We start from the raw sequence: 19,122 nt of genomic DNA, 5'->3' as shown, positions 1-19,122 counted from the left end.
GCCGTGCGCTAGTCTCGGTTCACCATGACTGCCGCCCCCGCTCGGTCGCGCCGACATCCGGACCGCCGTCGCGCCCTGTTGGACGCCGCGGCGACGTTGTTCGCCGAGCGCGGATACGCACGGGTCTCGGTCGCCGACGTCGCCCGCGCGGCCGGGGTCACGGGCCCCGGGGTCTACCGGCACTTCGCCGACAAGCAGACGCTCCTCGCCGAGACGGTGATGGCTCGGATCGACGATCTGCAGGCATGTACCGACGGCGCACTCACCGACCACACCCCGGACGATCCCGCGTTGCGTCGCGACGCCCTCATCGACGCCGCGTGCCGGATGGGCCTGCACCGACCGGACGCCGCGATCCTGTGGCGGTGGAACGCGAGCTTCCTCTCCGAGGAGCAGAACATCCAGGTCCGACGGCGGACCGGGGCGATCCTCGACCGGTGGGCCGACGCCCTCACCGGCGACCGTGACCTCGACCCGCGGTCGTCGCGGCTCATCGCCTGGGCCGTGCTCTCGATCGTGGGGTCGACCTCGGCGCACAGCACCCGGATCCCCGTCGGCCGGGCGCACGCACGGTTGGTCGAGTTGGTCGGACGGACGGTGGCCGCCTCACCGGACTCCGCACCGGCGCTCGTCCGGGTCGACCTGCCGGACGCTCCGGCGGAGAGTCGACGCGACCAGATCCTCGATGCCGCATCCGCGCTCTTCGAGAAGCGCGGGTTCGGCGACACCGGCGTCGACGACATCGGCGAGGCCGTGGGGATCACCGGCCCGAGCGTCTACAAGCACTTCCCGAGCAAGGTCGCGATCCTCACCGACATCGGCCGCCGCTCCGCCGCCCGCCTCGAGGCGGGTGCGATGGCCGCACGCGCCGCGACCACCGGGCCGGCCGAGTTCCTCGGCGCACTGGTCGAGTCGTATGTGACGGTGCTCAGCCGCACACCCGACCTGTCCGTGGCCTTCAACAACGGCCCGGCCCTGAGGGAGACCGATGCGCACGATCTGCTCGCCGCACAGCACCACTACGTGCGACGCTGGATCGCGTTGGTGACCGAGGTCGAACCCGGGCTGCCCGTCGCGGAGGCGGCGGTGACCGTCCACGCGGCACTGAGCATCGCCAACGACGCGGTGCGCATGCGACGCGGACGGATGCGACCGGAGCTGCCGGCACAGCTGGCGTGCCTGATGAGAGGTGTTCTGGGACTGTGAGCGTGGGCGATTCGTTCTCCGAGATCGAGGATGCGCTGCTCGGCGGACCGCCGGTGTTCAGTCGCGACCAGGCCGTCGCCGAACTCGGCGTGGACGCCGAGTTCGCCCACGAGCTGTGGCGGGCCTTCGGTTTCGCCCACGACGACCGCGACGAGGCGATCTTCACCGAGGACGACCTCGCCGCCATGGGCACGGTGATCGCGGCCTATTCGTCCGCGCCCGAGGGCACCACGGTCGCCGCCGCCCGCTCGATCGGTCAGACCATGTCCCGTCTCGCGGACTGGCAGGCCTACCGGCTCTACGAGCTCGCGAACGACCCCGACAACGGCATCAGCATGCCGCAGATGGCGACGGCGATGGGTCGGGTGCAGACCCTGATCTGGCGGCGCCATCTCGCCTCCGCGTTGCGCAACCTCTCGGCCGACCGTGGCGCGACCGGCGACGAACGGCACGACCTCACGATCGGGTTCTGCGACATCGTCGGGTACACCAGCCTGTCGCGGAAGATCGGTATGGAGGAGCTCAACACCCTGCTCGAGACGTTCGAGGTGAAGGCGAGCGAGATCGTCACCGAGCACGGCGGCCAGGTGATCAAGACCCTCGGCGACGCCGTGATGTTCGCCGTCGACGACGCCGCCTCGGCGGTGGAGATCGCCATGGAGCTCCACACCGTCTCCGAACTCGACGACATCCCGCCGCTGCGGGTGGGTCTGGCCTACGGGCGGGTCCTCACCCGCTTCGGTGACGTGTTCGGCGAACCGGTGAACATCGCCGCCCGCCTGACCGGGTCCGCGCGGCCCGGGACCTCGCTGTGCGACGCCGCGCTCGCCGACGTCGTCGAGGACGACCGGTTCTACTTCAAGTCGATCGGTTCCCTCAGCGTGCGCGGGTACCGGCATCTCAAGGCCCGCGTCATCGAGTACAACCGCGATCACGCCGACGCCGACGCGCCGCGATGAGTTCCGGCGCCACGCATGGTCAGTCCCGGTGACCACCACCACGCCCCAGGAGGACCTCTCATGCGTCAGTTGATCGTCACCGCGTTCGTCTCCCTCGACGGGGTCATGGAGGCTCCCGGAGGGGAACCCGGCTATCGCAACTCGGGCTGGACGTTCCAGGGCATCGAGTTCGACCCCGCCGCCTACGAGATCAAGGGGCGTGAACAACTCGAGAGCGGCGCACTGCTGTTCGGACGCACGTCGTACGAGGCGTTCGCCCCGGTGTGGCCGACGATGGAGGAGTTCGCCCACATGAACACCCTCCCCCGCTACGTCGTCTCGACGACACTGGACTCCGACGACGAGCGCTGGCCGGCGACGATCCTGCGTTCCGTCGGCGACGTCGCGGCGCTCAAGGAGACCGAGGGCGGCCCGATCCTGGTGCAGGGCAGCGCGACCCTCGGCGCCGCGCTCGCCGACGCCGGACTCGTCGACCGCTACCACCTGCTGGTGTTCCCGGTCCTCCTCGGCGCCGGCAGACGTCTGTTCAGCCAGGCCGACAAGGACACCACGCACCTGCGCCTCGTCGAGCACGAGGCATACGGCAACGGGATCCAGAAGCAGGTCTTCGACGTCGTCCACGCCGGCTGATCGCACCCCGACCGCGTGATCAGGTCACCGTCGGGTACACCTGCACCTCACCGGCTTTCACCGTGAGCCACACGGGGACACCCGCCGCGAGGGTCAGATCCGCCACGGCCGCCCAGGTGACCTCGGCCGCGATCTGCGTGGCGCCGGCGACGCACCGGACCGCAGCGCGCGAGCCCACCGGCGCGATCTCCGTGACCCGGGCCTCGACGAGGGTGCGCGGACTGCCGTGTGCCGGGGGCTCGGTGTAGACGGCGACCGCAGACGGGTCGAAGACCGCGGTGACCGCCCGCCCCACCGCGGGACGGGTCTCGCCGGTGAGCTCACCGACCACGCGGACGTCGCCGGCCGTCACGGCCTCACCGTCCCATCGACCGGCGACGAGGTTCAGTCCGGCGAGACGGGCCGCGAAATCGTCTGTCGGACGCGCGAGGACGTCGCGGACCGGTCCCTGTGCCGTGATCCGTCCGTCGTCGAGGACGACGGCGGTGTCGGCGAGCGTGACCGCGTCGACGAGGTCGTGCGTCACCACGAGCGCGATGCGCGCACGATCGGCCAGAACATGCCCGACGAGCGTCCGCAGGCGTGCCGCCACGTCGACGTCGAGGGCAGAGAACGGTTCGTCGAGGAGGAGCACCGCGGGGTCGGCCGCGAGCGCCCGGGCGACGGCGACGCGCTGCGCCTGACCGCCGGACAGCTGGTGGGGTCTGCGATCGAGGAGGTCGGTGACGGCGACCGCGTCGGCCCAGTGCTCGACGCGACGCCGGATCTCGCTGCGCCCCACCCGGGCCGCGGCGGGGGCGAACGCGATGTTGCGGGCGACGGTCATGTGCGGGAACAGGCGCGGCCGCTGCCCGAGGAGCGCGACCGACCGACAGTGCGGGGCGACGAAGGTGTCGTCGCCGACGAGAAGCCGCCCACCCATGCTGATCTCGCCCGACGCCGGTCGCAGCAGACCGGCGACGAGGTGGAGCAGACTGCTCTTGCCCGCGCCGTTGCGGCCGAGGACCGCCACCGTGGACCCGTCGGGGACGGTGATGTCGACGTCGAGATCAGGGGCCCGGGAGGTGGCCTGGATGTGCAGGCCGGTCACAGGGCCGCCTGTGCGCCGGGGCGTCGAAGGTGCACAGCGATCACCACGACCAGGGCGACGACGATGAGCACGAACGACAGGGGCAGGGCCTGCTGTGGGTCGTTGATCTCGTCGACGTAGATCTTGAGCGGGGCGGTCTGCGTGACACCGGGGGCATTGCCCGCGAACGTGATCGTCGCACCGAACTCCCCCATCGCCCGCGCGAACGCCAGCACCAGGCCGCTGAGGAGTGCCGGGGCGACCAGCGGGATGGTCACCCGCAACAGCGTGCGGGTCGGGCCGGCGCCGAGGGTGGCGGCCACCTGCTCGTACGACGACCCCGAGACACGCAGCGCCCCTTCGACACTGATGACCAGGAACGGCAGCGCCACGAAGGTCTGCGCGAGCACCACCGCGGTCGCCGAGAAGGCGATGTCGATGCCGATCACCGTCAGATGCTCACCGATGAGGCCGCGACGACCGAAGGCGTAGAGCAGCGCGATCCCCCCGACGACAGGCGGTAACACCAACGGCAGCAACACCAGCGCGCGGACGACCCGCAGGACGACGCCGTCGGACCGGGCGAACACCACCGCCATCGGCACCCCGATGATCACGCACAGCACGGTGCTGATCGCGGCGGTCCTCAGACTCAGTTCCAGCGCCTGCACCGACGACTCGGAGGTGATCGACGACCAGAAGTCCCGCCACGGCAGACGCTGCGTGAGCGCGATCGGCGGGATGACGACGAGCGCCAGCCCCACCACCGCAGGCAGGTACAGCCAGACGGGTACACCGCGAACAGGCCTCACCGTCCGGCGCCGAACCCCAACTCGCGCAACACCTGCTGGCCCGTGCTGCCGGTGACGAGGTCGACGAACTGCTGCGCCTCGGTGCTGTGCTCGGTGCCCTTCACCGTCGCGATCGGGTACTCGTTGACCACCGCGGCGAAGACGGGATCGCTCACCACCGCGACCTTCGACCCGGCGGCTTCCGCATCGGAGGTGTAGACGAGACCGGCGTCGGCCTGACCGCTCGTCACCTTGGTCACCACGCCCGACACCGACGTCTCCTCGCTGGCCGGTCGGATGGCGACTCCGACGTTGCGCTCGACGGTCGCCGCGGCGGTGCCGCACGGGACCTGCGGTGCGCAGAGGACCGTCGTGACCCCGGACCGGGCGAGGTCGCGGACCGAGGTGATGCCCTTCGGGTTCCCCGGCGCGGTGATGATGGTCAACACGTTGCGGGTGAAGGTCCTCGGGTCGAGCGCCTCAGCACCCAGCGACGTCATCGTCTTCTGGTCGGCGGTCGCGATGACGTCGGCGGTGGCGCCCTGCTTGATCTGGGTGACCAGTGCCGAGGACCCGTCGAAGGTGGTTCTCACGGTGACGTTCGGGTGGGACTTCTCGAAGTCCTGCGCGATCTCGGTGAAGCCCTTCTTCAGCGACGCGGCGGCGAACACGCTGAGGGTCACCCGCGCATTCGTCGCCCCGGACGGATCCGACGCGGTCCCGCCGCCGGACGAGCAGGCCGTGGCGAGAGCGGCGACGGCCACGACGAGGGCGGCAGCCCGTAACCGAGGGCGCGTCATGGGATGTCCTTCTCGTGGGAGGTGTCGGGGCGTTCGACGATGACGGTGGTGGCCTTGACGACCGCGGTCGCGACGGCGCCGGGCTCGAGCCGGAGATCGCGGACCGCGTCGGTGCTCATCAACGACGTCACCTCGAACGGCCCGCACTGCATCGTCACCTGGGACATCACCGGATCCGACCGGACGTCGGTGACCAGGCCGACGAACCGGTTCCGGGCGGACCGCTCGACCGCTATGTCGTCGGCGACGGGATCGGGCGCACGGCGGGTCGCCAACGCGGCCAACGCTGCGCCGTCGACGACGGTCCGTCCCGCCGCGTCCGTCGACGCCGTCAGTTCGCCGGCGGTGATCCACCGGCGGACGGTGTCGTCGCTGACACCCAGCAGGTCGGCGGCCCGCCGGACACGTATCTCGCTCACGAGCCGACAATACGCACGCGCGGATGCGAACGCTCCACAGAGCCGCAGATGCGGCTGCGCGGCACACCTCGCACCGACGGCGCCCTGACAAAACGAGAACGTGTTCTCATTGGGCATGGACTTCGTGCTCATCGACCGGCCCGTCCCGGACGTCGCGGTCGTGACCCTGAACCGGCCCGAGCGGATGAACTCGATGGCCTTCGAGGTGATGATCCCGCTGCGCGACACACTGCGCGCACTCAGCGACGACACCACCGTCCGTGCCGTCGTCCTCACCGGCGCCGGTGACGGGTTCTGTTCCGGTGCCGATCAGAGCGGAGACGTGCCCGACGTACCGCACATCGACGGGCTCACGACACCCACCATCGCGCTGCGGATGATGGAGCTCCTCGACGACCTGATCACGACCCTGCGGGGGATGCACCAGCCGGTGATCGCGGCGGTCAACGGTGCGGCGATCGGCGGAGGACTCTGCCTGGCCCTGGCCTGCGACATCCGCGTCGCCGCCACCGGCGCGTACTTCCGCGCCGCCGGGATCAACAACGGGCTCAGCGCATCCGAGCTCGGACTGAGCTATCTGCTCCCCCGCGCGATCGGCTCGTCGCGGGCGTTCGAGATCATGCTGACCGGGCGGGATGTCGACGCCGCCGAGGCCGATCGCATCGGGCTCGTGTCGACGGTCGTCGACGAGGCGGACGTCGTCGCGGAGGCGGTCCGGTACGGGCAGACGATCGCCGGGTGGAGTCGACCCGGGATCGAGCTGACCAAACGAACCCTGTGGGCAGGGCTCGACGCGTCGTCGCTCACCTCGCACATGCACGCCGAGGGCATCGGGCAGCTGTTCATCCGCCTGCTCACCGGCAATTTCCAGGAGGCCGTGAAGGCCCGGAAGCAGAAGCGGCCGGCCGCCTTCACCGACTGACAGATGCCGGCCCCGCACGCCGAATTGTGACAAACAATTCCGATATTCTGAATAATGTAACAACGTAGGGTTGACGGCAGATAGACGAACAAAGCCAAAGACACCGAGCTTTGGAGATGTCCATGAGCCTGACGCTGCGCCGACCATCCGACAACCAGCTACCCGACGCGGACCGCCGGCCACCGCGCGTCCGATTCGCCACCCCGGACGAGGTCGCCCGCTGGGACTCGCTCATCCTCGAGAACCCCGATGCCGGGACCGTCTACCGGAGTTCGGCGAACATCGACACGATGGTCATGCAGGCCGGGGTCACACCGATCCGCCTGATCGTGGACGGGCAGGCGGTCACCGGTTTCGCCGTCGATCGCCCGCCGCTGGGGTCGTTCTGGGTGGTGTTCGGCCCCCCGGTCACGACGGTGACCGAACTCCTCGATGCGTTCGACGCGCTCCGCCGGTTCGCCGCCGAACACGGACAGATCGCCGTCCGTGTCCGTCCTCAGCTGCGTTTCGACCCCGCCGACGCGGAGCGTCTGCGTCGCGCAGGCCTCGTCAGGGTGCCCGCCTGGCTGGAGGACCACACGGTCATCGTCGACCTGACCGGCTCGGAGTCCGACGTGATGGCGAGGTTCAAGAAGCGCGCCCGCAAGTCCATCCGCCGCGCGCTGCGGGAGGGCGTGACCGTCACCCGGGCCGAGGCGACGGTCGGGAACTGTGAGCTGCTGTTCGACCTGCTCTCCGCGACGAGCGGCGGACGGTTCGCCATCCCGGATCGGGCGACGTCGGTGGCCGTCTTCCGGCGCTACGCGGCGACCGGCGACGGACAACTCTTCTTCGCTCACCACCACGGCGCCGTCGTGGTGGGCGCGTTCGTCGCGACGTTCGGACGCGAGGCGCTCTACCTCGGCGCCGGGTCCGTCCGGGAACGAGATGACGATCCGACCGTGTGCGGTCTCGGCAGCAGCCGCGCCGCCTACGCACTGCAGTGGGAGATCATGCGGTGGGCGCGGGAGATGGGGTGCGAACGGTACGACCTCGACGGGACCCCGTCCTCGCAGACCATGCACGACCCGGACCATCCACGGCACGGGGTCGGCCAGTTCAAATCCGCCTTCGCGACCGACGTCGTCGACTACCTCGGCGCGTATCAGATCCCGGTGGACCCGGCGCGCGCGTCCCTGCTGTGCTGGGTGGAACGGACCGTGACGCGTGCGAACCAGTCCGCCGTCGCGAACAGGTTCCGGAGGCAACCCGTGCGTCCCAACCCGGACCACGTCTGGCTCGCCAGGCGAGGACCACATGCGCACTGACCACCATGCGGTGGTACCGGCGGGTCGACGCGGGGGTCGTCACGGCTCCGCACAGGCGGACGGACCCCGCCTCCCGCAGGGTCGTCGATCGTGGCTGTGGCCCATCGCGACCCTGGTACCGCTCTCGGCACTCCTCCCGTCGCAGCTGGTCCTCCACACGGGGCTGGCCGTCTTCTGGTGGACGGGGCCGATGCTCGTGTTCGTCGTGGTCCCCGTGCTCGACGTGCTGGTGGGTGATCGCTTCGTCGAGACCACCGACGACGACCTCTCGGACCTCCAGGACGTGCGCTTCTACCGCTGGTGCACGTTCTTGTTCCTCCCGCTACAGCTGGTGAGCCTCGTCATCGCGTGCTACCTGTGGTCGCACGGCACGTTGACGCTGCCCGACAAGATCGGTCTCGCGGTCGGTGTCGGGATCGTGGGGGGTATCGGGATCAACACCGCCCACGAACTCGGCCACCGGTACGAGAAGCTGGAGCGGCATCTCGCGAAGATCGCTCTGGCGCAGACGATGTACGGCCACTTCTTCGTCGAGCACAACCGGGGTCACCACGTCCGCGTCGCCACGCCGGGCGACCCCGCCAGCAGCCGGATGGGCGAGACCCTGTACAGCTTCCTCCCGCGCACGATCATCGGAGCGGTGCGGTCCGCGCTCGCCCTCGAGGCCACCCGACTGGCGCGCCACGGCCGGCGGTGGTGGCACCCCACCAACCATGTGCTGAACGCGTGGCTGATGACCGTGGTGTTGTTCGGCGTCCTGGTCGCGGCGTTCGGGGTGTCGGTGCTCCCGATGCTGCTGCTGCAGGCGTGTGTCGGCATCGTGGTCCTCGAGTCGGTGAACTACGTCGAGCACTACGGACTGCTGCGCGCGACCACACCCGACGGGCGGCTGGAGCGCTGCGCGCCCGAGCACAGTTGGAACAGCGACCGGCTCGTCACGAACATCGTGCTGTTCCACGTGCAGCGACACAGCGATCACCACGCCAACCCCCGACGGCGCTACCAGACGCTGCGCAGCTGCAGGGGCGCTCCACAACTCCCCGCGGGCTACCCGACGATGATCCTGCTCGCCGCGGTGCCGCCCCTGTTCTTCCGGATCATGGACCCGATCGTCCTGCGCCACTACGACGGCGACATCAGACGTGCGAACGTGACCCCGGGCCGACACGGTGCGCAGCTCCTGCGCGCACACGGTGGTCGATGACGACCACGCAGGCCGGCGACCGACAGCCGGGCCGGGGGTAGCCGCCGCCCATGTCGATGATCGCTCGGGTGGTCGGCAGCGCCATGCTCCTGGGCGGGAAGTCGCTGCGGTCGCAGGAGACGCTGACCGAGCTCACCTCCGCTCCCCGCCAGGACGCCCCGGTCACCCGGGCCGCGCGCCGACGCGTCACCGTCCGACGATGCGAGGACTCGCCACTCGCCGCGACGGCGCTTGTGCCCCGCGTGCGCACACGGGGCCCGATCCTGCTGTACCTGCACGGCGGCGCGTTCGTGTCGCCGATCCAGGCCGCCCACTGGTCGATCGTGGAGAGACTGCTGTCCGGCGACGTCAGTGCCGCCGTCGTACCGTCGTACCCCCTGCTCCCGGAGGGCTCGGCGACCACCGTGATCCCCCGGATCGTCGACCTCTACGCAGACATCGTGGGCCGGGGTGAACCGGTCGTCGTCGCCGGGGACTCGGCCGGTGCGACGCTCGCCCTGAACCTGGCCCAGCGGACCGCGGCCGCCGGTCTGCCGTCGCCCCGCGCGCTGCTGTTGTACTCGCCGTGGCTGGACCTCGGCGTGAGCAATCCCCTGATGCGCGACATCGAGTGTCGCGATCCGGTCCTCTCCCGGGAGGGTTTGGCGTGCGCGGGCCGGTCGTGGTCCGCCCCGGCCCTGCCGACCGACCCCGCGGTCAGTCCGTTGCACGGGGATCTGTCGGGCCTGCCCGAGACGCACGTCTACCAGGGAGGCCGCGACATCCTGGCGCCGGACGCGAAGGACTTCGTCGAGGCGGCCCGCAGGGCGGGGTCACCCGCCCACCTCCATCTCTATCCCGACGCGTTCCATTGCTTCGTCGGCGCCCGCTGGTTACCGGAAGCCCGTCACGCACTTCGCCATTCGGTGCAGCTGCTGTGAGCCGGTGGCGGCACGGTCAGCTCTGCGGCGGCCCGTCGGGCCCCGGCTGGCAGTGCGGGCACCACCAGGTCCGACGACGTTCGGGATCGTTCGGCATCTCGGCGACGACACGGATCGGCGTGCCACACCGCAGACAGGGCTTGTCCTTGCGGCCCGCCACCCAGTGACTCTCGCCGCGGCGGGAGTTGCCGGTGGTCACCTGGTAGGCGCCGGGCACGGTCGCGGAGTGCCGCAGTGCCTTTCGTCCCAGGCGCAGCAGCGCGGGGACGTCGACGTCGCCGATCGGGGTCCAGGGGTTGAGTCCCCGCAGGAAACACAGTTCGTTGCTCCACAGGTTGCCGAACCCCGCGACGCATCGCTGGTCGAGGATCACCGCCGCCACCGCACGGTCGGGCTCGGCGGTCATCCGACGCACGGCCTCGTCGACATCCCAGTCGGCGCGCAGCGGGTCCGGACCCAGGTGTCCGATGACGGTGTGTTCGTCGGCGGTCCGGATGAGTTCGACGACGGGCATCGTCACGCCGTAGGCGGCCGGGCCGTCACGACCGTCCGGTCCCGCGGTCCGCAGCAGCACCCGGACGTCGAGCATCATGTCCCGCGGGAGCCACTTCCCCTGTCGGGACACGGTCCAACTGCCCGTCATGAGCATGTGGGTGTGCAGCGTGAGGTCGTCGGAGAACCTGGTCAGCAGGTGTTTGCCGTGGGTGTCGAGCCCGACGACGGTGTGGTCGGAGAGGTCGGCCGTCGCGTGCGCGGGGACGCGCAGCTCGCCACGCGTCACCGTCCGACCGACGAGCACGTCGAGTTTGCGGGCCGCCACGTAGACGCTGTCACCTTCAGGCACTCCCCCATCGTGCCCGCCCCGACGACGACGGACGCCCGCACCGGCCGATAGCGTCGAGCCCATGAGCCTGCGCATCCTGCTGACCAACGACGACGGCTGGGAGGCGCCCGGCATCGGTGCGCTCGCCGCCGGCCTCCGCTCGGCCGGTCACGACGTCGTCGTGGTCGCGCCCGCGACGAACCAGAGCGGCGCCAGCGCCCGGATCTCGTCGTCGGGGAAACTCACCGTGACCCGACCCGAGGGTGACGACGGCGCCTGGGCCGTCGAGGGTTCGCCGGCGGACTCGGTCATCTTCGGACTCACCCACGTCTTCGACACCGTGCGCGGCACCCGGCCCGACGTCGTGGTCTCCGGGGCCAACGCCGGCGCGAACGCCGGTCAGGCCGTGCACTTCTCCGGCACCGTCGGCGCCGCGGTCTGCGCGACCGGGTTCGGCATCCCTGCGGTGGCGGTCTCTACCCACATGGCGTGGGACCTGAGCCCGACGCCGGACCTGTTCGACGACACGGTCCGTGCCGTGACGGCTCTCCTCGCCGATCGCACTCCGGCGGAGCTGGTGCCCACGGGTTCCGTGCTCAACGTGAACATCCCGAACGCCGACGCCCCGCGACCCCTGACCGCGTCGGCAACACGTCCGGACCACCTGCCGATGGGGCGCATGGGCTACACCGGTGAGGGGACCGAGTTCCAGCTCGCGTTCGAGCCCGGACCCGACCCGGAACCCGGCACCGACACGGCCGTGCTGCGCGCGGGTCGGATCAGCCTGTCGGTGGTGCCGGTGGTCGGCACCCCCGACGTGGCCGACCACCTCGCCGAGATCGCGGCCGAGCTGACCGCGACCCTCTCAGATCACCAGTAGACGCCGGGGATCAACCGCGCGATCCGCTTCGCCGAGTCCGGCAGCGACGCGTTCGGCACCGGGACCGGCGGCCGCGACCGCCTGTCCTTCGTCGACGACGAACTCTCCGCGGGCTTCTCGCCCTTCGCGGCCGCCGACTCGGGGAACAGTCGATACGCCTGATGCAGCAGGAGGTTCTTGAACCGCGGCGCGAACATCCCGGTGAACTCGGCGATCGTGCCGACCGGGGTCTCGATCCGCACCGGCCGCTTCTCCAACGCCCGGATGACCATGTCCGCGGCGTCGTCCGGCGACGACGTCGGCAGGGACTGGTAGATCGTCGTCGGGGCGATCATCGGTGTCCGCACGAGCGGCATCTTGATCGAGGTGAAGGTGATCCCGTCGTCGTGCAGCTCGGACGAGATGACGTCGCTGAAGGCGTCGAGCGCCGCCTTGCTCGCGACGTAGGCCGAGAACCGCGGGACCTTGGTCTGCACACCGATCGACGAGACGTTGACGATGTGCCCGAACCGGCGCTCCCGCATGCTCGGCAGGAGCGCGAGCACCAACCGCACGGCGCCGAAGTAGTTGACGCTCATGGTGCGTTCGAAGTCGTGCATGCGCTCGGTGGAGTGCACCACCCCGCGCCGGATCGACCGCCCGGCGTTGTTCACCAGGAAGTCGACGTGGTCGTGCTCGTCGAGGACACGCTTGACCGTGATGTCGACCGACTCGTCGTCGGTGATGTCACAGGGGTAACCGTGGGCATCCCCACCCGCGGAACGGATCTCCTCCACGGCGGCCTCGAGGTCCTCGACCCCGCGGGCGACGAGGATGACGCGGGCGCCGCGTCGCGCGGCCTTGTGGGCGGTGGCCAGTCCGATGCCCGACGACCCGCCGGTGATCATCACCCGCCGTCCGGCGAGCTCACCCTCCGGGCTCGGACGACGCGCGCGGTTCGGGTCGAGGTGGTGCAGCCAGTACTCCCACAGGACGTCGGCGTACTCGGAGAACTCCGGCACCGACAGCCCCGTCCCGGCGAGCTCACGCTGCGTCGCCTCCGCGGAGAACACCGACGGGAACGACATGTGCTCGAGGATCACCGGCGGGATACCGATCTGGTCCAGCAGGAGATCGCGGGCGATCTTGATCCCGGGCAGCTCGGTCGCCGCGAGCGCGCGGGTCGAGATCGTCTCCGGGATCGCCCCGACGACGGTGGGCGCCCCGGCCGCGCGGGCCAGCGCACCGAACACCTCGTGGGCCGACTGGGGGCGGGGGTTCACCAGGTGGAAGGCGCGCCCGTCGAGATCCGACGACCCGTGGACGAGCTCCACCATCGCCGACGCGACGTAGTCGACCGGGACGATGTTCGTGTCACCGATGTCGGGCACGAGCGTGGGGAGCAGATGCGGCAGCCTGCTCAGGAGCCGCAGCGCGGTGAAGAAGTAGTAGGGCCCGTCGATCTTGTCCATCTCGCCGGTCTCGGAGTCACCGACGACGATGGCGGGGCGATAGATCCGGAACTTCAGGCCTGCGCTCTCGCGCACCATCTTCTCGGCCATGAACTTGGTCTCGTGGTACGGCGAGGGCAGACCCTGACCGAGGTCGAAGTCGTTCTCGGTGAACGGTCCGCGGTGGTCACCGGCCACAGCGACAGACGACACGTGATGCAGCGTCGCGCCGAGGCGCTGGGCGAGGTCGATCACGGCACTCGTCCCGGCCACGTTGGCCGCCTCGGACTCCGCCGCGCTCGCCGTCATGTCGTAGACGGCGCCGAGGTGCACGAGATGGTCGGCCGCGGGCGCGTCGTCGCCGAGTCCGAGCTCCGGCTGGGTGAGGTCGCCGACCAACGGGGTGACGCGGTCGCCACCGATCCACCCGGCGGCCATGCGCTCGATCCGCGGCACCGAGGACGCCCGGACCAGCGCGTGGATCTGCGCCTCCGGTTCCCGCTCCAGCAGTCGGGCGACCACGCGGCGGCCGAGGAACCCCGTCGCGCCGGTCACGATGTAGGTGGACATGACACCTCCGAGTCGTACGGACAATCGTCGGTGATCATCGTCGCGCACCGAGCCTGTCGCCACAGGCGGTTGCGCACATCCCGGCTCAGCCGAGCGTCGCCGCTGTGACGCGTAACTCCTGGAGCACGGTCACGGCGTGATGAGCGAGATCGCTGTCGTCATCGGAACCGTCGATCCACCGCGCGAAGCCCATCTTGAAGGCCAGGACACCGAGTTCCGCGGCGAGATGGGCTGCGGGCTCGGCGATCCCCCGCGCCGTCAGCGCCGCCTGCATCGCGGCGGCCATGCCGACGCTCTTCATCGCGTCCCGCTCCTGCAGTTCGGCGCTCGCGGCCACCGCGGCCTGCAACCGCGGGCCCAGTTCCCGGTTCGCGGCACCCATCTCCTGGGACGCACGCCGCAGGCCTGCGGCGACAGCGTCGAGCGGCGTGGCCCCGTCGTCCGCTTCCGCGATCCCCTCCGCCAGCAGGCGGCTCAGCGTCTCCTGGCCGGCGACGAGGACCTCGCGTTTGTCGGGGAAATGACGGAAGAAGGTGCTGCGGGTGACCCCGGCGCGATCGGCGATCTGGGCCACGGTCGTCTCGTCGTACCCCTGCTCGGTGAACAGGTCCACGGCCGCCACGATCAACCGCTCCCGCGCGTTCGGTTCCCACCTCGCCATCCGCACGAGTGTAGTGATGCGACACCTGTCGCATCACGTGTACGGTGACGGGACAGATGTCGCATCACTTCGAGGCGGCGAGACAGGAGAATCTCATGCGCGTGTTCGTCACCGGCGGAACAGGTCTCATCGGCACCGCCGTCGTGCGGGAGTTGACGACGCACGGGCACTCCGTCCTGACGCTGGCCCGATCGGACGCGTCTGCCGCGGCTGCCGCGGCGACAGGCGCGGCATCGCTGCGAGGCGGCCTGTCGGACCTGGACGTCCTGCGGGAGGGCGTCCGCTCCTGCGATGCGGTGATCCACCTCGCGTTCGACCACTCGGCGATCACCGCAGACGGTTTCGGCCGTGCCTCCGAACAGGAGTCGGTCGCGGTCGCCGCGATCGGGGACGAACTCCGTGGGACCGACCGACCGTTCGCGGTCGTCTCCGGCACCCCCGCGGCAACAGGGCGGCCGTCCACCGAGGACGACCCCCTGCCTCTCGACGGCCCGGTCGCCGGGAGGGCGCGCACGGTGACCGCGGCTCTCGCACTGGCCGAGGCCGGCGTCCGCACCAGCGCGATCCGCCTGCCCAGGACCGTGCACGCCGACGGGCAGGGCGGATTCGCGGGCATCCTCACCGAGATGGCCCGCAGCAGTGGGGTGTCGGGGATCCCCGGCGACGGCACGCAACGGTGGCCGGCGGTCCATGCGGCCGACGCGGCTGCCCTGTTCCGCCTCGCGCTGGAGAACGCACCGGCCGGGACGGTCTGGCACGCCGTGGCCGACGAGGGCGACGCCGTCCGCGACATCGCCGAGGTGATCGGGAGGCGTCTCGGCGTACCGGTCGAGCCGGTTCCCGACGACACGTTCGGGGCACTGGGCCCGGTGTTCGCGCTCGACCAGCCCGCGTCGTCCGCCCGGACCCGCGAGATGCTCGGGTGGACACCGACCCACCCGGGCCTGCTGGAGGATCTCGAGCTGATCTGAGCCCCACGCAGTACCGTCGACGAGGTGGAGCCGCAGAGCTATTCGTCGGGTGAGCGTGTGTTCGGTCCCCCTCGTGGCACCTTCGACGCCGACTGGGCGGCCACCGCGCTGCGCTCCACCCGGCCCGATCTCGACCACCCGACATCGGTGCGACTGATGGAGCGGGCGTGGGCGTTGATCCGCGAGGAGGGGCTTCGCGGTGGCGCCCTGTCCGCGGCGCTCGCGGACCGGGACGGGGTGGACGCATCGGTCGCCGGTGACGTCGCCGCCGTCGGCACCGAGATCGCGCAGTTCTACCTCGACCGCTGACCGGACCGACGGAGTTCGCCGTCACCGGACGACTGCACCGATGAGTTCTGACGGTGAGGACGGTCAGAACCCATCGAGGATCCACCCCGTCCGAGAGGCACCCTGATGACCGCACCCCCGGCGAAAACCGATGGCGATTTGTCCGAGTCCGGACATACCCTGACCGCCATGTCGACCCCTGCCCCGTCCACATCCGACACCCCGGCCATCGAGGCCGTCGGCCTGGTGAAGAAATTCGGTGACGCGGTCGCCGTTGACGACGTCAGCTTCTCGGTCCCCCGCGGCAGCGTGCTCGGACTCCTCGGTCCCAACGGTGCCGGCAAGACCACCACCGTCCGGATGATGACGACGCTCACCGCGCCGACCGCGGGCACCGCCCGCATCGCCGGCCACGACGTCGTCACCGAGCCCGACGCGGTCCGCCGCACCATGGGCCTGACGGGGCAGGCGGCCACCGTCGACGAGCTGCTCACCGGACGCGAGAACCTCGCGATGATCGGCGGGCTGTACGGCATCCGTCGTCGCGAACTGCGCTCCATCTCCGACCGTCTGCTCGAGCAGTTCTCCCTCACCGACGCCGCGGACCGACCGGTGAAGTCGTACTCAGGCGGTATGCGCCGCCGGATCGACCTCGCGGTCAGCCTCCTCACCGCGCCGCCCGTGCTCTTCCTCGACGAGCCGACCACCGGCCTGGATCCCCGCAGTCGATCGGAGCTGTGGGATGTCCTTCGCGGTCTCGTCGCCCAGGGCACCACCCTGCTGCTCACCACGCAGTACCTCGAGGAGGCCGACCAGCTCGCCGACGACATCGTCGTCATCAACAAGGGCAAGGTCATCGCCCAGGGGTCGCCGCTGCAGCTCAAGGAACAGGCGGGCAAGGCGAGTCTCGTCCTCACGGTGTCCCATGCGGCAGACATCCCCGCCGCAGAAGCGTTGCTGCGCAAGACCGGCGGCGAGGTCTTCGTCGACACCGGCGCACGTCGGCTCACCGCCCCCGCGGACGGTCTCGCCGAGATGACCCGCGTCATCGGCTGGTTCACCGACAGCGGCATCGCCGTCGACGACATCGGCCTCTCGCGACCCAGCCTCGACGACGTGTTCCTGTCCCTCACCGGTCACCGCGCCGAATCCACCCATGACGAGCAGCAGGAGACCCCGGCATGACCACCACGGCACCCCAGGCGACGATGTCGCCGATCGCGCCCGAGATCCATCGGACCACGTTGCTGCAGCAGTCGTGGATCATGGTCAAGCGCAACCTGATCCACACCAAGCGCATGCCCGAGATGCTCGCCGACGTGACGGTGCAGCCGATCATGTTCGTCGTGCTGTTCGCCTACGTGTTCGGCGCGTCGATCACCCAGACCGGTGGCGTCGACTACAAGGAGTTCCTGCTCCCCGGGATCATGGGACAGACCATCGTGTTCTCCGCGTTCATCGTCGCCACGGGCATCTGCAGCGACCTGGAGAAGGGCATCATCGACCGCTTCCGGTCACTGCCCATCAACCGGTCGTCGGTCCTCATCGGCCGGAGCATCGCCGGCCTGCTGCACTCGTCGATCGGCATCGCCGTCATGGCGATCACCGGCCTGCTGATCGGGTGGCGCATCCGCGGCAACGTCGGCGAGGCCATCCTCGCGTTCGCGCTCATCCTGGTGTTCGGTTTCGCGATGATCTGGTGGGGCATCTTCGTCGGCTCGCTGATGCGGTCGGTGGAGGCCGTCAACGGGGTGATGTTCACGATCCTGTTCCCGATCACGTTCGTGGCCAACACGTTCGTGCCCACGGGGCCGATGCCGACCTGGCTGCGCGTGATCGCCGAGTGGAACCCGATCTCGTCGCTGGTCCAGTCGCTGCGGGTGCTGTGGGGCAACGGACCCGACGCCGCGCCCGGCGCCGCACTGCCGCTGCACCACCCCGAGATCGCGACGGTGCTGTGGGCGCTGGGACTGACCCTCGTCATCGCCCCGTTCGCGCTGCGCGCCTACAACAGGCGCACGTCGGACTGATCCGACGCGGACCCGCGTCGAGTCCTGCCCGTCAGGCCGTGAGGGCGAGGGCCGCCAGCGGATCGCTGTAGACGGCGTCGAGCGACACCGCGCCGGCCGCCTGCTGCTGCACCGACGCACCCGCGCGGCTCACCCGGACGTCGCGGTTCGCGGCGGCCGGGGTCGACCGCACGGACCGGGCGACCGCCGGCAGCGTCGACGGGGTGTCGGTGAACGCCTGCCCACCGAGGATGACGTGGTCGGGGTTGAAGATGTCGGCGATGAGCGACACCGTGCGCCCGAGAACCTCCGCGCGCTCCAGGAGGATCGCCGAGGCGGTGTCGTCGCCGGCGGCCGCCGCCGTGTGGACGTCCTCGATCTGCTCGACGGACAGGCCCGCCGCGCGGGCGGCGTCGACGATCCCGGTGTCGCTGACCGCGGGCTCGAGCTGACCGGTTCTCTTCGGATCGAGCAGCTGGGTCGCGCCGATCGGGAAGTGGCCGATCACCGGGGGACCCGCGGTGGGCGTGTAGACGGTGCCGTCGACGGTGAACGCGATGCCGACCATCTCCCGTGCGTAGAAGTACAGGAAGCTGCCCGGCCCGTCCTCGGGGTTCACCAGCAGCTCCGCGGCCGCCATCGCCTCGACGTGGGACGCGACCGACACCGGCAGTCCGATGGTCTGCGACAGGACGGGCCCGACCGGCGCAGCCGTCCACCCGAGGCGCGGGTGGTCGACGAGACCACCCTCGGCGACGCGTCCACCGATCGCGACGCCCGTCCACAGCACCCGCTGCGACGGCCACCGGGACGCGAAGCGGCGCGCGGACAGACCGATCGCGGTGAGCGTCTGCTCGGCGGAGTCCCCGGCCGGGGTCGGGATCTGGATGGCGCCCACCACGCGGTGCTGCAGGTCGTGGGTGGTGATCGAGGTGACCTTCAGACCGATGTGGATGCCGACGGTGAGGAAGTCGGTCGTGTTCACCTCGAACGGCAGGCGCGGGCGCCCGATGGCTCCCGCCGGAGCGAGGTCGGCGCGCTCACGGACGATCCCCGCCTTGAGAAGGGCGCTGACCTGGCGGTTGACCGTCGAGATCGACAGCCCCGACTGCGTGGCGGCGGCGTCGCGGAAGATCGGCCCCTGCAGCCGCGCGATGCGCAACACGACGGCCGACGGCTTCGTCGACAGCTGCAGCTGGGGGGTCGCGATGTGGATGACTGGTGTCCTCGTCGTCAGCGGGCCGGTGGCCGCACCGATGGCCA

General features: G+C 70.4%; 20 protein-coding genes. 12 read left to right on the top strand and 8 right to left on the bottom strand.

The genetic code is table 11. The features are described from left to right. Positions 1-24 precede the first annotated feature (24 nt). Genes LX14_RS08795 through LX14_RS08785 form a run of 3 tightly spaced genes read left to right on the top strand, consistent with a single transcriptional unit; the run spans position 25 to position 2,795 of the window. The gene (locus LX14_RS08795) at positions 25-1,206 is read left to right on the top strand and encodes a TetR/AcrR family transcriptional regulator (protein ID WP_253646841.1); all 1,182 of its coding nucleotides are present in this window, start codon (positions 25-27) and stop codon (positions 1,204-1,206) included. Continuing rightward, positions 1,203-2,165, top strand: a complete 963-nt coding sequence (locus LX14_RS08790) for an adenylate/guanylate cyclase domain-containing protein (RefSeq protein WP_253646840.1) — start codon at positions 1,203-1,205, stop codon at positions 2,163-2,165. The genes LX14_RS08795 and LX14_RS08790 overlap by 4 nt, the downstream gene beginning before the upstream one ends. A gap of 60 nt (positions 2,166-2,225) precedes the next feature. Then, positions 2,226-2,795: a dihydrofolate reductase family protein gene (locus LX14_RS08785; protein WP_253646839.1), complete on the top strand. Its 570-nt coding sequence runs from the start codon at positions 2,226-2,228 to the stop codon at positions 2,793-2,795. A 19-nt stretch (positions 2,796-2,814) separates the two neighbouring features. Here LX14_RS08785 and LX14_RS08780 read toward each other — a convergent pair whose 3' ends face one another. Genes LX14_RS08780 through LX14_RS08765 form a run of 4 tightly spaced genes read right to left on the bottom strand, consistent with a single transcriptional unit; the run spans position 2,815 to position 5,874 of the window. Further along, complete coding sequence (locus tag LX14_RS08780) at positions 2,815-3,885, bottom strand: sulfate/molybdate ABC transporter ATP-binding protein (RefSeq protein WP_253646838.1); 1,071 nt, start codon at positions 3,883-3,885, stop codon at positions 2,815-2,817. Continuing rightward, positions 3,882-4,631: an ABC transporter permease gene (locus LX14_RS08775; protein ID WP_253646837.1), complete on the bottom strand. Its 750-nt coding sequence runs from the start codon at positions 4,629-4,631 to the stop codon at positions 3,882-3,884. The genes LX14_RS08780 and LX14_RS08775 overlap by 4 nt, the downstream gene beginning before the upstream one ends. A gap of 41 nt (positions 4,632-4,672) precedes the next feature. Continuing rightward, complete coding sequence (gene modA / locus LX14_RS08770) at positions 4,673-5,455, bottom strand: molybdate ABC transporter substrate-binding protein (RefSeq protein WP_253646836.1); 783 nt, start codon at positions 5,453-5,455, stop codon at positions 4,673-4,675. After that, the gene (locus tag LX14_RS08765; protein ID WP_253646835.1) at positions 5,452-5,874 is read right to left on the bottom strand and encodes a TOBE domain-containing protein; all 423 of its coding nucleotides are present in this window, start codon (positions 5,872-5,874) and stop codon (positions 5,452-5,454) included. Before LX14_RS08765 ends, modA begins: the two co-directional genes overlap by 4 nt. A gap of 115 nt (positions 5,875-5,989) precedes the next feature. Here LX14_RS08765 and LX14_RS08760 point away from each other — a divergent pair, with 115 nt between their 5' ends. From LX14_RS08760 to LX14_RS08745, 4 genes are all read left to right on the top strand, one after another. Next, positions 5,990-6,796 carry an enoyl-CoA hydratase gene (locus tag LX14_RS08760; protein ID WP_253647947.1) on the top strand — a complete coding sequence of 269 codons (807 nt, stop codon included), beginning with the start codon at positions 5,990-5,992 and terminating at the stop codon, positions 6,794-6,796. A 122-nt stretch (positions 6,797-6,918) separates the two neighbouring features. After that, complete coding sequence (locus LX14_RS08755) at positions 6,919-8,103, top strand: lipid II:glycine glycyltransferase FemX (RefSeq protein WP_253646834.1); 1,185 nt, start codon at positions 6,919-6,921, stop codon at positions 8,101-8,103. Continuing rightward, complete coding sequence (locus tag LX14_RS08750; protein ID WP_253646833.1) at positions 8,093-9,307, top strand: alkane 1-monooxygenase; 1,215 nt, start codon at positions 8,093-8,095, stop codon at positions 9,305-9,307. The genes LX14_RS08755 and LX14_RS08750 overlap by 11 nt, the downstream gene beginning before the upstream one ends. A gap of 50 nt (positions 9,308-9,357) precedes the next feature. Continuing rightward, positions 9,358-10,227: an alpha/beta hydrolase fold domain-containing protein gene (locus LX14_RS08745; RefSeq protein WP_253646832.1), complete on the top strand. Its 870-nt coding sequence runs from the start codon at positions 9,358-9,360 to the stop codon at positions 10,225-10,227. Positions 10,228-10,243: 16 nt separating this feature from the next. On the opposite strand, the gene LX14_RS08740 is transcribed toward LX14_RS08745, so the two are convergent. Beyond that, positions 10,244-11,071 carry a DNA-formamidopyrimidine glycosylase family protein gene (locus LX14_RS08740; protein WP_253646831.1) on the bottom strand — a complete coding sequence of 276 codons (828 nt, stop codon included), beginning with the start codon at positions 11,069-11,071 and terminating at the stop codon, positions 10,244-10,246. Positions 11,072-11,132: 61 nt separating this feature from the next. Here LX14_RS08740 and surE point away from each other — a divergent pair, with 61 nt between their 5' ends. Continuing rightward, positions 11,133-11,930, top strand: coding sequence for a 5'/3'-nucleotidase SurE (surE, locus tag LX14_RS08735; protein WP_253646830.1), 798 nt, complete (start codon positions 11,133-11,135; stop codon positions 11,928-11,930). On the opposite strand, the gene LX14_RS08730 is transcribed toward surE, so the two are convergent. Continuing rightward, positions 11,921-13,930 (bottom strand): SDR family oxidoreductase, encoded by a 2,010-nt coding sequence (locus LX14_RS08730; protein ID WP_253646829.1) that lies wholly within the window; start codon positions 13,928-13,930, stop codon positions 11,921-11,923. The two genes, surE and LX14_RS08730, sit on opposite strands and share 10 nt — an antisense overlap. Before the next feature lie 85 nt (positions 13,931-14,015). Further along, on the bottom strand, positions 14,016-14,591 hold the full coding sequence (locus tag LX14_RS08725) for a TetR/AcrR family transcriptional regulator (RefSeq protein WP_253646828.1): 576 nt from the start codon (positions 14,589-14,591) through the stop codon (positions 14,016-14,018). Between the two features lie 95 nt (positions 14,592-14,686). Here LX14_RS08725 and LX14_RS08720 point away from each other — a divergent pair, with 95 nt between their 5' ends. The 4 genes from LX14_RS08720 (at position 14,687) to LX14_RS08705 (ending at position 17,880) form a co-directional block, all read left to right on the top strand. Continuing rightward, the gene (locus LX14_RS08720) at positions 14,687-15,562 is read left to right on the top strand and encodes an NAD-dependent epimerase/dehydratase family protein (RefSeq protein ID WP_253646827.1); all 876 of its coding nucleotides are present in this window, start codon (positions 14,687-14,689) and stop codon (positions 15,560-15,562) included. Positions 15,563-15,586: 24 nt separating this feature from the next. After that, entirely contained in the window at positions 15,587-15,871 is a 285-nt protein-coding gene (locus tag LX14_RS08715) for a hypothetical protein (protein WP_253646826.1), read from the top strand. A 168-nt stretch (positions 15,872-16,039) separates the two neighbouring features. Beyond that, positions 16,040-17,035 (top strand): ATP-binding cassette domain-containing protein, encoded by a 996-nt coding sequence (locus LX14_RS08710; RefSeq protein WP_253646825.1) that lies wholly within the window; start codon positions 16,040-16,042, stop codon positions 17,033-17,035. Beyond that, positions 17,032-17,880, top strand: coding sequence for an ABC transporter permease (locus tag LX14_RS08705; protein WP_253646824.1), 849 nt, complete (start codon positions 17,032-17,034; stop codon positions 17,878-17,880). The genes LX14_RS08710 and LX14_RS08705 overlap by 4 nt, the downstream gene beginning before the upstream one ends. Positions 17,881-17,911: 31 nt before the next feature. Here the strand turns inward: LX14_RS08705 and LX14_RS08700 are convergent, their stop codons facing one another. Next, positions 17,912-19,075 (bottom strand): ROK family protein, encoded by a 1,164-nt coding sequence (locus LX14_RS08700; protein WP_253647946.1) that lies wholly within the window; start codon positions 19,073-19,075, stop codon positions 17,912-17,914. Between the last annotated feature and the right edge of the window lie 47 nt (positions 19,076-19,122).

The sequence above is a fragment of the Williamsia deligens genome (assembly GCF_024171765.1).
Lineage (GTDB): Bacteria > Actinomycetota > Actinomycetes > Mycobacteriales > Mycobacteriaceae > Williamsia_A > Williamsia_A deligens.
This window is presented reverse-complemented; position numbering and strand designations above follow the sequence as displayed.

Bases quoted from the DNA above. Each gene is read 5' to 3' on its own strand.
- LX14_RS08795 (WP_253646841.1), top strand. From the start codon at position 25: ATGACTGCCGCCCCCGCTCGGTCGCGCCGACATCCGGACCGCCGTCGC.
- LX14_RS08785 (WP_253646839.1), top strand. From the start codon at position 2,226: ATGCGTCAGTTGATCGTCACCGCGTTCGTCTCCCTCGACGGGGTCATG.
- modA (WP_253646836.1), bottom strand. From the start codon at position 5,455: ATGACGCGCCCTCGGTTACGGGCTGCCGCCCTCGTCGTGGCCGTCGCC.
- LX14_RS08760 (WP_253647947.1), top strand. From the start codon at position 5,990: ATGGACTTCGTGCTCATCGACCGGCCCGTCCCGGACGTCGCGGTCGTG.
- LX14_RS08755 (WP_253646834.1), top strand. From the start codon at position 6,919: ATGAGCCTGACGCTGCGCCGACCATCCGACAACCAGCTACCCGACGCG.
- LX14_RS08750 (WP_253646833.1), top strand. From the start codon at position 8,093: ATGCGCACTGACCACCATGCGGTGGTACCGGCGGGTCGACGCGGGGGT.
- LX14_RS08745 (WP_253646832.1), top strand. From the start codon at position 9,358: ATGTCGATGATCGCTCGGGTGGTCGGCAGCGCCATGCTCCTGGGCGGG.
- surE (WP_253646830.1), top strand. From the start codon at position 11,133: ATGAGCCTGCGCATCCTGCTGACCAACGACGACGGCTGGGAGGCGCCC.
- LX14_RS08730 (WP_253646829.1), bottom strand. From the start codon at position 13,930: ATGTCCACCTACATCGTGACCGGCGCGACGGGGTTCCTCGGCCGCCGC.
- LX14_RS08725 (WP_253646828.1), bottom strand. From the start codon at position 14,591: ATGGCGAGGTGGGAACCGAACGCGCGGGAGCGGTTGATCGTGGCGGCC.
- LX14_RS08720 (WP_253646827.1), top strand. From the start codon at position 14,687: ATGCGCGTGTTCGTCACCGGCGGAACAGGTCTCATCGGCACCGCCGTC.
- LX14_RS08710 (WP_253646825.1), top strand. From the start codon at position 16,040: ATGTCGACCCCTGCCCCGTCCACATCCGACACCCCGGCCATCGAGGCC.
- LX14_RS08705 (WP_253646824.1), top strand. From the start codon at position 17,032: ATGACCACCACGGCACCCCAGGCGACGATGTCGCCGATCGCGCCCGAG.